Source organism: Bacillus cereus group sp. BfR-BA-01355 (genome assembly GCF_022663675.1).
Lineage (GTDB): Bacteria > Bacillota > Bacilli > Bacillales > Bacillaceae_G > Bacillus_A > Bacillus_A thuringiensis_S.
In genome coordinates, this window is sequence record NZ_JAKUFY010000133.1 from 1 (window position 1) to 13,875 (window position 13,875).

Sequence of the window (13,875 nt, forward strand, 5' to 3'; positions counted from 1 at the left end):
TATATCCAAAATCAGTATATAACTTCGCTGTTGCATCATTATAGTTTCCAGTTCCAAGATGTACGAACCTTTCAATTTTTCCGTTTTTTCTTCTTACAACTAACGTAATTTTACTATGTGTTTTCAAGTGACTTACACCGTAAATAACATGACAGCCTGCCTGTTCCAATTCTTTAGCCCAATGAACATTGTTTTCTTCATCAAATCTTGCCTTTAATTCAACTAATACCGTCACTTGTTTTCCCTTTTCAGCCGCTATCTTTAACGCCTGAATAATTGGTGAATCACCACTTACTCGATATAACGTTTGTTTAATCGCAAGTACATTCGGATCGTCTGCCGCATCACGGACAAAATCAACTACCGGCTGAAATGATTCAAAAGGATGATGTAATAAAATATCATGCTCAATTGCTTTTTCAAATACATCTTCTTCATCACCTAAATCTTGAGGCGGTTGCGGAATAAGAGCCGGATATACAAGATGTTCATATAAAGGAGCTAGTTTTTTATATAAAGAAAACAAACATGTTAAATCTAATGGCCCATCCATTATATATACATCTTCATCTTTTACTTCCAGAACCTCATATAATAACGCTAATACTCTTTCATCAATGTGTTCTTTCCCAACTTCTAAACGTACAGCCCCCCCCCACTTACGTTTTTTTAATTCTTTTTCAATTACCTTTAATAAATCTCTCGCACCTTCTTCATGAATCGTTAAATCTGCATTGCGTGTAATACGGAAACGAGTAACAGATGATACTGTATATCCCGTAAATAATTTATGAGTAAAGCTACTAATTACGTCTTCTAATAAAATAAATTTATGCTTTTGCCCTTCGCTCGGTAAAAATATGAAGCGCTCAAGTAATGAAGGAACTTGTACAATTCCTAGCTTCGTCCGATTCTCTTCCTCCGCTTGCTTCTCATCATATAAAAGAGTAGCTAAATTCAAACTTTTATTTAATAACATTGGAAATGGGCGATATGCATCAATAGCTACAGGGGTTAACACCGGAAAAATTTGCTCATCAAAATACTCTTCTATAAATTCTCGCTGCTCTTTCGTCAAATCATGGAATGTTAAACGTTCAATTCCCTCTAACTCAAGCGCTGGCAATACATAATTTTTAAATGTATCATATTGTACTGTCATTAGTTCATGGGCTTTTATCGCAATTTTATTTAGTTGCTTTTTTGGTGTTAAGCCAGCTTTATTTTCTGGCTGATTAAATCCAGCACTCACTTGATCCTTTAATCCCGCTACACGTACCATAAAGAATTCATCTAAATTCGAACTAAAAATACTAATAAATTTCAATCTTTCCAAAAGTGGATTTTTTCCATCTTGCGCTTCTTGTAGTACACGTTCATTAAATGCTAGCCAGCTTAACTCTCGATTATTGTAATAAGCTGTATCATTTAAATTTACTGCATTCCCCTTCGATAATTCCATTCTCTTCACACTTCCCCTTGAAACTTTTTTACTATAATTTAGTTAATTTTATTTTATCAAATTACAATATTACAAAGTGTAAATTTTTCGTAAAGACATCCGTACGACCTAATGTTTTAGTTCAAATAACAAGTTAATATTCGTTTTTAATACTCTTTCTAACTGTTTTTTTTGTTTTTCAGCTTGCACTTTTTCTGCTAATGCAGACTGTTCACATAAAACTTTAAACGTTAATGCCTCTTTGCTTTCTGTTATAGATATGGTTTCAACAAGCGATCGTTGCCTTGCATTTAAAGCAGCTGAAAATTGTAAAACAGCTCCTAATAGGCGGATTTTTTTTTGTTCACTTTTATCAAACCAACCTTCAAATGGAGATAAATGTTGTTTAAATAGCATTTTTGATTTATAAGATGCAATAAGCGCTAACCTCACTCTATCTTTATGCATCATGCCATCAATTGTCTTATTCGCCAATAAATAAAACGTATGTAAACGGCTCGCTTCTTCGTCTATATATTTGCCTATATTAAATACTTTCGCTGCTTGATGGAATACTTCCCAGTCTTTTACTGACATAGAAATAAGCCCTATTTCCTCAAGTTGTTTGCAAATTAGTCTTCCATGTTTAATAAGTTGAATAACAAATTCCATGTCCATTTCGTATTCATGTGATAGTAAATGCAAACTTTCTTCAACTACGTTCGGATAATATGAAATCCCCAAATTTTTTGTCAACTCTTCATAGAAAACACCTTCTCTTAATCCTTTTCTACTTAATACAAATGCCGGTGCCTCTATAACATTAACAAGTGTATGAAATACTTCAACCGCTGGAATAATCGTATCCGCTCGATCTTTTGCCAATCCTTCCAATTTCTGAAGTTCTATGAACGACAATTTTTCCAACTCATCTTTTACATTTTCAATATCTTCTTCTTTCATCTTGTATAAATGTAATCCTGCTATAGGATAACATATTAAATTTTGATGGATTTTTACTAAGTTCCTCGCACTACCACCAATTGCAATAAGAGGCAATTTCTTATTGATGAACCATGGTAACGTTTGAAATTGAAATTCTAAATACTGTTGCATTCCCTCTAACTCATCTTTAGTAGGAATATCACCTTTAATAAATTGTTGCTTTAAAGAAAGTGCCCCAAAAGGAAAACTATGGTACTCTAAAATCTCTCTATTTCTAAAGTATGTAACTTCCGTACTTCCCCCACCAATATCTACCGTTATTCCTTCTGAAAACGATGTAGAATTCATAACCGCCAAGTATCCGTAACGCGCTTCCTCATATTCTGATAATACTCTAAGAGTAAAGTCCGTTTGTCCTTCAATAAGCTTTTTAATTTCCTCTTGATTCTCAGACTGTCTAATTGTTGCTGTTGCAACACAAAGTACATGATGCAACTGATGGAACCTTGTACTTTCTTGAAATTGAAATAATGTCTGTAATAATACTTCTATTCCCTCTTCATTCAACACACCATCAATTAAGTAATTCCTTAACCTAGCAACCACTTTCGTATTTTCAATCTCTTTATAAAAACCTCCATTTTGCTTTTCATAAATAACTAAACGCATTGTATTAGATCCAATATCTATAATGGCATACTGTTGTTTTAATATTTCTTTCAAACTTCTCACTCTTTCATTATCAAATTTCAAAAACATATTCTATTACTATTATACAAAATAGTTGTTTTTTGTAACAATATTGCTTTAATATTGAAAATATATACAATCACTTTTTGCATATAATAAAAACCTATTTTATTTATGCTATAATAATGAAAAATTGAAAGGAGATTCAATATGAAACCTTCACAACCACAATCTCAATTACAAAACCAACATTCTATTAATCGACTAGCTCAATCTATTTTCGTTGTGAATCGTCATGCTAAAGCAGCTACTAATCCTAAATATTTATACTGGTTAAAAAAGACAGCTTTAGAGCGTTTGATTGCCGAAAAAAAAGCAATTAAAGAAGGATTACACTTTTCTAGAAACCCACGTTTTAGCCAACAACAATCTGATGTCCTTATACGTTTAGGCGATTATTTTTTCCACATCCCTCCTACGAAAGAAGATTTTCGAATTCTACCGCATCTTGGTCATCTTGAATCCTCCTATCGAAATCCGAAAACAACCTTATCTTTAACAGTAGCAAAAAAAACACTTCAAGATTATATTGGGCCTGAAGCATTGAAACAAGAAAAAAAATTAAGTGAACCGGTTCCATGGTATAGTCGTACTTATACAAAAAAATAAAACAGTTTGGCCAAGTGTAGGCCAAACTGTTTTATTTTTTCTCTTCTTTAATTTTAATATTTGCTTGTTTATAAAAAGCTACTTTTTCTGTATTATAAGACTTTGTGAACTCATTAAATTTATCTTTTTCTGACTCAATATCCTTATAAGATTGATTTACTACTTTTACTTTTTCACTAATATCTTTTAATTTAGTACCTTTATCTTGTAACATTGTATATAACTCTTTTTCTTGTTTTAAAGATTTATTATAGCTGTCATACATTTTATTAAATGAATCGTGTCGTTTCTCATACATGCTTTTCACTTTATCAGCTTGATCTTTCAACTTATTATCTTCAATTTTCTTCACATACTTATCAGCTGACTTCACTTCTTCTTGCGCTTTATTTAAGGCCTCTTTTTCTTTTGTAAGTACTTTTTCTCGTTCAGTTGTATTCTTTGCTGCTTGATTCAGTTTTTCTTTAACAGTTTGATTATTATCTTTTCCTTCTTGCACAATCTGGTTATATAATTCTTGTCCTTCTTTCTCTAAAGTCTCAAGTTTTTTTGCATCTTCAAACATTGTTTTTTCTTGTTTAGCAGCGTTTTCAAACGCTACATATAATTCTTCTTCTGGTTTCGGTCCAAAACAACCGGCTAATAAAGTCATTGATAATGCAGTTATAATTGCTAATTTACTATATTTCAACATCTCTTCCTCCTACTTATAAACGACCATCGTGTAATATAAAAAAGTTATAAAATATGTAATTGTTCTATACACTCGCATCTTTTTTACGAAGATCATTAATATTGTTTGTACAAATTATTACTTAATATTACATTATTCTTTTTGAAGTATTTAGCAGTTCCATATCCATCTTTAAGTATAGTACTTCGTGTTCTTTAAAATCTGTTCACACTATGTATTACCTTAATGGCCACAGAATTTCACCTCAGTCTTAATAAGACTATAATAGTTCACCTGATAAAAGGTGATTGTTCCGCTCTCACGTCTATCATTCCCTTTCCAGCTTTCTATCAAATAATCTCTTTGTTCATTTTACACAGTACAATCGATATCTCGCAACAACTTACAAATATTCTTTTCATTTCCTAAAAAGGAAAAGTGTAGAGCTTGCTTTCCTCTACACTTTTAAAATAAAACACATTGTGCAAATTGCATTGACACTACCATCATAATTATATGCTTATTTCATATATTTTTAAAGACTTTTATTACAAAAGTAGCGTTTTTTTGTAATAAAAGTCAAAAAAATGTTACAAATAAAACTTCTTCCTATCAAATATCTTCAAATCAAAGCTTCACTCATTTTCTTGCAAATTTCTATACTGGTACAATTGATTTTGCGACTTTCTCAACAGTTCTTCAAACGTTTTTCCTTCTACTGGATAGCTAGCTGCTCCAAATAAAAGAGTGACACTGAGTAAATCACCTTCTATTTCACTTTCAATATTTTTCATTAATCTGTTTGTTATTGTTGATGTTTCATGACCATTATCAATTGCTACAATAACATACTTATTTTCATCCCACTTTGTAACAACATCTCCCTTCCGAATTGACTTTACAATGGTACTCTCTAATTTTTGTACTAACACTCCCAATTTTTTTTCTTGCAACGTGTCTTTTAATCCTTCCCATTCTTTTACAGAAAGAATGTAAACTGTAATATTACGGGAAGCTCTTTCAGATAAAGCGGCTACTTTCCCAAAAAAATCAACAACAAAATCGTTGCTTGCCATTCCTCCTACTTCTTCATTCATACGCTTGTTCGCTCTTTTATCGTACCAATGTCCAAAATAATAACTTAGTATCATTTGCAATATATAAATAATAAAGACGGTATAAAATGATCGTGAATCCAGTTTTGCAATTACATCCTGAAGTGCAATCCATTCTGTAACTGCCACTGTATTTCCAAATAATAATCCACTAATTTTCCCTTTATGTTTCATACTTCTCCCCCTTTTATACCAATATATGTTTCTATATCAATAATGTTTTTCTACCAAATAAAAAATGTACATATCCAATGTACATTTCTGCTTAAGCTTGTATACCTTTTCTACTCTATTTCATATATATAATATATAACTTTTATAGAAAGGAGTAATCTATATGCTACAAAAAGAGAATCTATCAGATGCTATGCGGTTACTAGCTGGTTTTCTATTATCATTAAAATTATTATTTACCTCTTTCGGCATACACTTTATTACAAACGATCAAATTGACGCTATTGTTAATGTTGTTTCATTTTTATTTATTCTATACTTTGGCTACAAAAATAACTATGTAGGAAAAAAAGGAATAGAGCAAAAGAAAATACTCAAAAAACACAACCTTCACTAAAAAAAGGAACCTTTTGTACAGGTTCCTTTTTATTATTGACGCACAACAACTTCATTTGTTTGCAGTGGACCATATGATATCTCTTTATCTTGAAATGTATATGTAGCCTGAAAGAATGCTTGTTTAAGAGCTTTATCTTTATTAGCTTTTATTTTACAACGTAGTTCCACCTTTTCATTCGGTAACAAATCATCAATTCGCCACCTTACAAGCTGGAATAAAAACTCACTTATCCCCTTATCAACTTTTAAAGAATTAGGAATATAAGCAAAGTAATCTCGAATCATATGACTTACAATAACTCTCGAAATCATTTCTACCCCTTTATTTTCCACTTCAATTCTCATAATAAGTATGTCGTTTACATCGTAGGTCAATTCATACGAAAATTGTTCTGTATACATACTACCAATTTTTAATGTAACGGCTACTTGAGGAAATTCATTTTCCTTTTTCGATCCGTCAATCCACAATACTGGTTGTAGCGGTATTGAATACTTTCCTGTATCCGAAATTCGTCCCCATATTTTCATAATATATATTCACCTCATTTCAGATGTATCATACACACAATGAATTCCCCAAATTACTAAAGCTTACTACAAGCAATGTTTAATATTTCTCTTCCTTTTATCCTATTCGACAATATGAAGAAAAAACCATTTTTCATCTATTAACAGAAGGTGTTCTTAATGAAATTTTTTTACAATTTACTTTATGGCAATATTCAATATGGCTCACTCGTTCTCTACTCATACGAAAGAATATTTTGACGGAAGAAAAAGTTTGCCTTATAGTCAAATTTGACTATAATATTCTTTATGGCATATCAGTGCACTTATGGAAAAGAAATTAAAATCACCTATACATTTAAATTTTTTATCCACTGCACTCAAAACTTAATATAGTTTACTTATTTCTAAAGGAGGGTTATATTTGGAAACTCAACCATTAAAAAAAGACGCCAACAAGACAAAATTTGTTGTTGCTGGTTTACTGCTTGGTATATTAATGGCCGCAATGGACAATACAATCGTTGCAACCGCAATGGCAACAATTGTTGGAGACTTAGGAGGATTTGATAAGTTTGTTTGGGTCACATCAGCTTATATGGTAGCAACAATGGCAGGGATGCCTATCTTCGGGAAACTTTCTGATATGTACGGGCGGAAACGTTTTTATATTGGTGGCCTCATTCTTTTCTTATTCGGTTCTGCGCTCTGCGGAACAGCTTCAAGTATTGAGCAATTAAGTATTTATAGAGCTATTCAAGGTATCGGTGGTGGTGCCCTTATGCCTATCGCCTTCACAATTATGTACGATATCTTCCCACCAGAAAAACGTGGGAAGATGACAGGACTATTCGGTGCTGTTTTCGGGACCTCTAGTGTATTCGGTCCTTTATTAGGCGCTTATATTACAGACTATATAAGTTGGCATTGGGTCTTCTATATCAATATTCCATTAGGACTTATCTCCTTTTTCTTCATTACTAAATACTACAGTGAGTCTCTAGAATTTAGAAAACAAAAAATTGATTGGGCTGGTGCTATTACACTTGTCATAAGTATCGTTTGCTTAATGTTCGCATTAGAACTTGGTGGTAAGGAATATGCCTGGAATTCCACTGTAATTATTGGCTTATTTACAACAGTAGTTATTACGCTTATTATTTTCTTCTTTGTAGAACGAAAAGCAACCGAGCCTATTATTTCGTTCCATCTATTTAAAAAACCTTTATTCGCAGCTAGTCAAGGAGTTGCCTTTTTCTATGGTGCCGCTTTTATTATCTGTACAGTTTATATTCCAATCTTCATTCAAGGCGTTCTTGGAGGTTCCGCCTCTAATGCCGGATTAATTTTAACACCAATGATGGTTGGTTCTGTAATTGGAAGTCAAACAGGAGGACAATTAGCTTCTCGAACAAGCTATCGTAACATTATGATGGTATCTGGCGTCTTCTTCGTTCTTGGTATTTATTTATTAAGTACTTTAACAATGGATACACCTCGTTTACTCGTAACACTATTTATGATTCTCGCTGGGCTTGGTGTTGGCTTCTCATTCTCAGTATTAAGTATGTCTTCTATTCACAAATTAGAAATGCGAGACCGTGGTTCGGCAACATCAACAAACTCATTCTTCCGATCACTCGGTATGACTCTTGGTGTAACGATTTTCGGTACAATTCAAAATCATATTTTTACAGATAAACTAAACTCTGTGTTCCCCCCTGAACTAGCAAAATTAGCTCCAAAAGGTGGAGACACAAGTTTCTTATTATCGCCAGGCGCTACCGCAAAAATTCCTGCTGAAATATTAGCGGGTATTAAAGAAGCTCTCGCTACATCTATTGCGAACACATTCTTCTGGGCACTTATTCCGGCTGTACTAAGTATTATTTGTATTTTACTTATGGGAAATGAACGCCTCTTTACAGGCCCTAAAAAGAAAGAAAAACAAAAGCAAGTCAGTTAATATAAAAAAGAAGCGGCATATCCCTTTATGAAAAAGGATATGCCGTTTATAATATGTATAAAGTTAATCTTTAATCAGTGGCGGTTTTGTTCATCCCCCACTGATTATTAATTGAACCAATCGGGCTTTTACGGACAGCCCGCCCCCCACCTAACTTCTTTGGTTCCGCTGAATTTTTGGATGGGTGTCTTACTGCCCGTTAATGCCGGATAAAGTTTTTATATACAGGAGTTGAGACAGCATGAGCATGAAATTAGTCATTCTCGGCTTGCTACTCGAAGGAGATAAACATCCATATGAAGTGCAGCATATTATGAAAGAACGACAAATGGATTGTTACATTAAATATGCTAAAGGATCACTTTATTACGCCTTCGAGCAATTAGAAAAGCAAGGCGCAATTCATATTACAAATGTAATTAGAGACACAAATCGACCTGACAAAACGATTTTTCATATAACAGAAGAAGGCAAAAAACTATTCCACACTTTACTATTAAAACAATTCGAAGCAAAAAACCAAATATATAAACCTATTTATTCAGCCTTATCTTTCGCTCACTTTAGCAATGATCACGAATTAGTTCCTATTTTAGAAAAAAAGAAAAACGATACTCTTCAATATTTATATACTATGCAAACGATATATGATTGTAATAAAGGAAAAGTTCCACGTGCACAACTATATATTTTACAAAGTGTAATTGAGCATATTACAGTTGAACTACAATGGCTAAACACCCTCCTTAAAGATGCTATAGCAGGCCGGCTTTCAGAAGTTGCTATAGATGAAAATTGAGCTATGAAAGAAGACATCCCTACTTCTTTCATAGCTCAATTTCTCTTTTTATAATGTAATATTATTAGTTACTTCAGAATGTAAAAGTCAGAATAATAAGAAATAAAAACTTTGGAATTTTCTTATTTTAAAACAGTAGACAAAATTCCAAAAATTGTGTTAGAATTTGTTTCAATATCATATCGCTTGTTAAATTCCTTTCAAAAGGAAAATAGGTACACGAAAGTTTCGTTTCGTGTTTAAAAGGGAAGCTTGGTGAAACTCCAACACGGTCCCGCCACTGTAAATGCTGAGATTTCTTTTTAGTGCCACTGTGAAAACGGGAAGGTGAAAGAAATTATATGAAGCATAAGTCAGGAGACCTGCCTGTTTTAACAACACTGATAGATTCACGGATGATGATGAGGTGTTAAAACAAAAAGGAAGGCTTATTTTCTATGTCTTTGTACTTTTTGTTATAGGTATTTCCTAGTAAACGGAAATGCTTACTTTCAATTAGGGAGGAATTTAAAATGGCAATTCAAACAAGTAACTTAGGTTATCCACGTATCGGACTACAACGAGAGTGGAAAAAAACATTGGAAGCTTTTTGGTCCAATAAAATCGATGAAGAACAATTTTTAACAACAATGAAAGAAATTCGCCTTCAACACGTAAAAGTACAGCAAGAAAAAGGGATTGAACTCATTCCAATTGGCGACTTTACATATTATGATCACGTTTTGGATACTGCTTATATGCTAGGATTTATCCCATCACGTTTTTCTGAGTTTACATCTTACCTTGATGTATATTTCGCAATGGCGCGTGGCTCTAAAGATCACGTAGCTTCTGAAATGACAAAATGGTTTAACACAAACTATCATTATATCGTTCCTGAATATGAAGAGGGATTACAAATCTCTTTAAAAGATAATCGTCCACTTCGCTTATACGAAGAGGCAAAACAAGAATTAGGAGTAGATGGAAAACCTGTTATTTTAGGACCATATACTTTCTTAAAATTAGCTAAAGGTTATACACAAGAACAATTCGCTACGATTTTAAAACAATTAGTTGCACCATACGTACAACTGCTTTCAGAACTACATGCAGCTGGTGCACAAGTCATTCAAGTTGATGAACCGATTTTCGCTTCTTTAACGAAAGAAGAAGTTCAACAAGCAAAAGAAATTTATGAAGCTATTCGTAAAGAAGTTCCAAATGCGAACCTTCTTTTACAAACATATTTTGATAGTGTAGAAGAAAACTATGAAGAAATTATTACATTCCCTGTATCCGGTATTGGATTAGATTTCGTTCATGGTAAAGAAGGTAATCTACATGCTATTTCAAAATATGGATTCCCAGCTGATAAAACTTTAGCTGTCGGTTGTATAGATGGCCGTAACATTTGGAGAGCTGACCTTGATGAAGTTCTTACGTTATTTACAACGCTACAAAAACAAGTCCAAACGAAAGACTTCATTGTTCAGCCTTCTTGTAGCTTATTGCATACACCAATCGATAAAACAGAAGAAACTCACTTATCGACTGAGCTATTTGATGCGTTAGCATTTGCAAATCAAAAATTAGAAGAGTTAGTTCTTATTCATTCTGCTCTCACTAAAGGTACAGAAAGTATTAGTAATGAGCTGGAAACATATCGAAATGTACATCATACAATTCGTTCATCTGCTGTACGTAACCGTGAAGATGTCAAAGCAGCACGAACAGCACTAAAAGAAGAAGATTTTTCACGTCCTCTTCCATTTGAAAAGCGATACGAATTACAACAAGTTGCCCTAGAGTTACCATTGTTACCAACAACAACTATCGGTAGCTTCCCGCAAACAACTGAAGTTCGTCAAACGCGAAAAGAATGGCGTAACGGTGTTATTTCAAATGAACAATATGAAAAATTTATTGAAAAAGAGACAGAAAAATGGATTCGTTACCAAGAAGAAATTGGTCTTGATGTCCTTGTACATGGTGAGTTTGAAAGAACTGACATGGTCGAATATTTCGGTGAGCGTCTTGCTGGTTTCTCATTCACTAAAAACGGTTGGGTACAATCATACGGTTCCCGCTGCGTAAAACCACCTGTTATTTATGGTGATGTAGCCTTTATTAACGGAATGACTATTAAGGAAACTGTTTATGCACAAAGCTTAACAGAGAAAGTTGTAAAAGGAATGTTAACTGGACCTGTTACAATTTTAAATTGGTCCTTCGTTCGAAATGACATTCCAAGAAAAGAAGTTTCGTATCAAATTGCATTAGCTCTTCGTCACGAAATTGAACTACTTGAATCTTCCGGAATTCGAGTAATCCAAGTCGATGAGCCAGCACTTCGTGAAGGAATGCCACTAAAAGAAAAAGATTGGGACGCTTATATTACATGGGCAGTTCAATCCTTCCTTTTAGCAACTTCTTCTGTAGCAAATGAAACACAAATTCATACTCATATGTGTTACAGTAACTTCGAAGATATTGTTGATGCGATTCGCGCATTAGATGCAGATGTGATTTCTATCGAAACATCAAGAAGTCACGGTGAATTTATTGATACATTAAAACATACAACATATGAAAAAGGCATCGGTCTAGGTGTATATGATATTCATAGCCCACGTGTACCGAGTAAAGATGAAATGTATAAAATCGTAGAACAATCTTTAGAAGTATGCGATCCTAAATATTTCTGGATTAATCCTGATTGTGGTTTAAAAACGAGAAGAACAGAAGAAGTTATTCCAGCTTTAGAGCACATGGTGCAAGCAGCAAAAGATGCTCGCTCCCTGCTAAAAACAAACGCATAACGAAAATGGGTTATCCTTATTGAGGATAACCCATTTTTTATTCTTTACTTTCAAAAAAGAATTCGTATTGTATTTTATATAATTCATCATCCGTTGGCTCTTCAAGAGGAATTGCTTGTAAGACCACTGTATACTCACCATTTGGAATAGGTATTTGAAATTTATTTGAAAGAATACTCGTTATAACGATACTTTCATTTTCAACTGTAAAAGGAACCGTAATCGTTCTAATCACTTCTTCTTTTTCAATATGTTTCCCTGGGGTCACTTTCACTTCACAAGTATAATCAGAAAGTGCTTCAAAAATAACAGTTCCCTCTGCCTCAGCATAACCTCTTTCAAAATCTTCATCCGTCCAGTCTACATAAGGCTGCTCACCGTCATAGTTCATCAACATTAATTGCGAATAAGAAATTGTTAACTCCATAGTTCCCGTTCTCCTTCATTATGAAATGTACAACTACTACTTCACTTCAAATTTCACACGCGTACCATCTGGATATTTATCTAACTTATTCCCTACCCAAGAGCCTGCTCCGCGGTTATCCGCCGGACTTATATATTCAATATGTGCTCCTTTTCCGCCTTCCTTGCACATCGCCATTGGCCATTCATCACGATCATACCCTTTTTTTGAAGGATATGGTGCTAACGACAATTTCCTTCTATCTGCAGCACCACCACGATCGATTGTACAAACTTCTGAATGCCCTTCTTTTATAGCATCCGTAATATGTTTTCCTGTCTCTGGATAACGTTCTTTCGGAAATTCTAACACTTGATCATACGTATTCGTTTTCTTTACACTTGTTTCCTCTGGCACAAGTACTTCATAAACTGCTACTAAAATAGACAGAATTGCGATAATTGAAATGATAATACCTTTTAATTGCTTCATGTATACCTCCATGTTTCTACCAGTTTCTTTTTTCCTCCGTTATTATAACAAACTTCTCCTGTATATGTTTTCAGACATTATTTTAGTTATTCCTTGCCATTCCGCCAAAAACTTTCATTTTTTCACTAATGCTGTAGAAAACTAATAGCCTTCCGACATTCTTTTTCAAAGGAAGTCCTCATAAAAGATTGAAATGATATATACGATACTTTTTGGGGAGGAAATATCATGGAAGCTACCTATAAAACGAAAGATGTCACGAATAAAACAGGCATCCCAAAACATATAGTCCGCAAATATAGTCAACTGTTAGAGGAACATGGCTATATGATTTCTAAAACAGCTGATGCTCGTATTTATAAACTTGATGATTTAAAACTATTGAAATCTATACATGAAAGAGCTGCTACATTACAAGAAGATATTTCAGAAACGATACCGATTATTTTAAAAGAAAAAGAGGCCCCACCTGTACCAGTTATACAAGATAAGCAAGAGATACAACCGAAAGAAAAGGAAGATGGACGTAACTTTGAGGAATTCATGTTGAAACTTGAAATGCTAGCTCAATTAAATGAAGCAATTATTCATCAAAATTCTACTCTAATTACACAAAATCGTTTAAAGGATGAGAAACTAGATGAATTGATGCAACAAGTTTATGTAAAAGAAGGCTCTCAAGAAAAAATGCTTCAAGAGTTAGTCGAGCACGCCGCTCAAACAGATGCATTACAAAAAGAAAAGATGGACTTATTAATGAATCATATGTATAAACGAGAATCCAAACAGGAAGAA

The 13,875-nt window shown here is 33.5% G+C and carries 13 protein-coding genes and 1 riboswitch; of the genes, 6 read left to right on the forward strand and 7 right to left on the reverse strand.

Features of this window, described 5'->3' with window-relative positions; genetic code table 11:
* Positions 1-1,462: polyphosphate kinase (locus MR167_RS27635; protein ID WP_242315979.1), on the reverse strand; the 1,462-nt coding region annotated here is incomplete at its 3' end.
* Between the two features lie 108 nt (positions 1,463-1,570).
* Positions 1,571-3,145, reverse strand: coding sequence for a Ppx/GppA family phosphatase (locus MR167_RS27640; RefSeq protein WP_017763557.1), 1,575 nt, complete (start codon positions 3,143-3,145; stop codon positions 1,571-1,573).
* 141 nt (positions 3,146-3,286) lie between these two features.
* Between MR167_RS27640 and MR167_RS27645 the strand changes: the two genes are divergently transcribed.
* On the forward strand, positions 3,287-3,745 hold the full coding sequence (locus MR167_RS27645; RefSeq protein ID WP_000804864.1) for a YkyB family protein: 459 nt from the start codon (positions 3,287-3,289) through the stop codon (positions 3,743-3,745).
* A gap of 31 nt (positions 3,746-3,776) precedes the next feature.
* On the opposite strand, the gene MR167_RS27650 is transcribed toward MR167_RS27645, so the two are convergent.
* Positions 3,777-4,439 (reverse strand): YkyA family protein, encoded by a 663-nt coding sequence (locus MR167_RS27650; RefSeq protein ID WP_000922470.1) that lies wholly within the window; start codon positions 4,437-4,439, stop codon positions 3,777-3,779.
* 614 nt (positions 4,440-5,053) lie between these two features.
* Complete coding sequence (locus tag MR167_RS27655; RefSeq protein ID WP_098505688.1) at positions 5,054-5,707, reverse strand: diguanylate cyclase domain-containing protein; 654 nt, start codon at positions 5,705-5,707, stop codon at positions 5,054-5,056.
* A 163-nt stretch (positions 5,708-5,870) separates the two neighbouring features.
* Between MR167_RS27655 and MR167_RS27660 the strand changes: the two genes are divergently transcribed.
* Positions 5,871-6,104: an SPP1 phage holin family protein gene (locus MR167_RS27660; RefSeq protein ID WP_000939446.1), complete on the forward strand. Its 234-nt coding sequence runs from the start codon at positions 5,871-5,873 to the stop codon at positions 6,102-6,104.
* Between the two features lie 32 nt (positions 6,105-6,136).
* On the opposite strand, the gene MR167_RS27665 is transcribed toward MR167_RS27660, so the two are convergent.
* The gene (locus MR167_RS27665; RefSeq protein ID WP_098505687.1) at positions 6,137-6,637 is read right to left on the reverse strand and encodes a hypothetical protein; all 501 of its coding nucleotides are present in this window, start codon (positions 6,635-6,637) and stop codon (positions 6,137-6,139) included.
* A 403-nt stretch (positions 6,638-7,040) separates the two neighbouring features.
* Here MR167_RS27665 and MR167_RS27670 point away from each other — a divergent pair, with 403 nt between their 5' ends.
* The 3 genes from MR167_RS27670 (at position 7,041) to metE (ending at position 12,182) form a co-directional block, all read left to right on the forward strand.
* Positions 7,041-8,582: an MDR family MFS transporter gene (locus tag MR167_RS27670; RefSeq protein WP_000449901.1), complete on the forward strand. Its 1,542-nt coding sequence runs from the start codon at positions 7,041-7,043 to the stop codon at positions 8,580-8,582.
* A gap of 241 nt (positions 8,583-8,823) precedes the next feature.
* The gene (locus MR167_RS27675; RefSeq protein ID WP_000062064.1) at positions 8,824-9,381 is read left to right on the forward strand and encodes a PadR family transcriptional regulator; all 558 of its coding nucleotides are present in this window, start codon (positions 8,824-8,826) and stop codon (positions 9,379-9,381) included.
* A 196-nt stretch (positions 9,382-9,577) separates the two neighbouring features.
* Positions 9,578-9,765: riboswitch (cobalamin riboswitch) on the forward strand.
* Positions 9,766-9,893: 128 nt separating this feature from the next.
* Complete coding sequence (gene metE / locus MR167_RS27680) at positions 9,894-12,182, forward strand: 5-methyltetrahydropteroyltriglutamate--homocysteine S-methyltransferase (protein WP_001007602.1); 2,289 nt, start codon at positions 9,894-9,896, stop codon at positions 12,180-12,182.
* Between the two features lie 37 nt (positions 12,183-12,219).
* On the opposite strand, the gene MR167_RS27685 is transcribed toward metE, so the two are convergent.
* Both MR167_RS27685 and nucA read right to left on the reverse strand, forming a co-directional pair.
* The gene (locus MR167_RS27685) at positions 12,220-12,609 is read right to left on the reverse strand and encodes a competence protein ComJ (RefSeq protein WP_000424022.1); all 390 of its coding nucleotides are present in this window, start codon (positions 12,607-12,609) and stop codon (positions 12,220-12,222) included.
* Positions 12,610-12,645: 36 nt separating this feature from the next.
* Positions 12,646-13,080: a DNA-entry nuclease gene (nucA, locus tag MR167_RS27690; protein ID WP_000811494.1), complete on the reverse strand. Its 435-nt coding sequence runs from the start codon at positions 13,078-13,080 to the stop codon at positions 12,646-12,648.
* A 228-nt stretch (positions 13,081-13,308) separates the two neighbouring features.
* Here nucA and MR167_RS27695 point away from each other — a divergent pair.
* A partial coding sequence (locus tag MR167_RS27695) for a cytoplasmic protein (RefSeq protein ID WP_242315981.1) occupies positions 13,309-13,875 on the forward strand: 567 nt, incomplete at its 3' end.

Excerpts from the sequence above, each read along its gene's own strand:
- MR167_RS27640 (WP_017763557.1), bottom strand. The coding sequence starts at position 3,145 with ATGTTTTTGAAATTTGATAATGAAAGAGTGAGAAGTTTGAAAGAAATA.
- MR167_RS27645 (WP_000804864.1), top strand. The coding sequence starts at position 3,287 with ATGAAACCTTCACAACCACAATCTCAATTACAAAACCAACATTCTATT.
- MR167_RS27650 (WP_000922470.1), bottom strand. The coding sequence starts at position 4,439 with ATGTTGAAATATAGTAAATTAGCAATTATAACTGCATTATCAATGACT.
- MR167_RS27655 (WP_098505688.1), bottom strand. The coding sequence starts at position 5,707 with ATGAAACATAAAGGGAAAATTAGTGGATTATTATTTGGAAATACAGTG.
- MR167_RS27660 (WP_000939446.1), top strand. The coding sequence starts at position 5,871 with ATGCTACAAAAAGAGAATCTATCAGATGCTATGCGGTTACTAGCTGGT.
- MR167_RS27665 (WP_098505687.1), bottom strand. The coding sequence starts at position 6,637 with ATGAAAATATGGGGACGAATTTCGGATACAGGAAAGTATTCAATACCG.
- MR167_RS27675 (WP_000062064.1), top strand. The coding sequence starts at position 8,824 with ATGAGCATGAAATTAGTCATTCTCGGCTTGCTACTCGAAGGAGATAAA.
- metE (WP_001007602.1), top strand. The coding sequence starts at position 9,894 with ATGGCAATTCAAACAAGTAACTTAGGTTATCCACGTATCGGACTACAA.
- MR167_RS27685 (WP_000424022.1), bottom strand. The coding sequence starts at position 12,609 with ATGGAGTTAACAATTTCTTATTCGCAATTAATGTTGATGAACTATGAC.
- nucA (WP_000811494.1), bottom strand. The coding sequence starts at position 13,080 with ATGAAGCAATTAAAAGGTATTATCATTTCAATTATCGCAATTCTGTCT.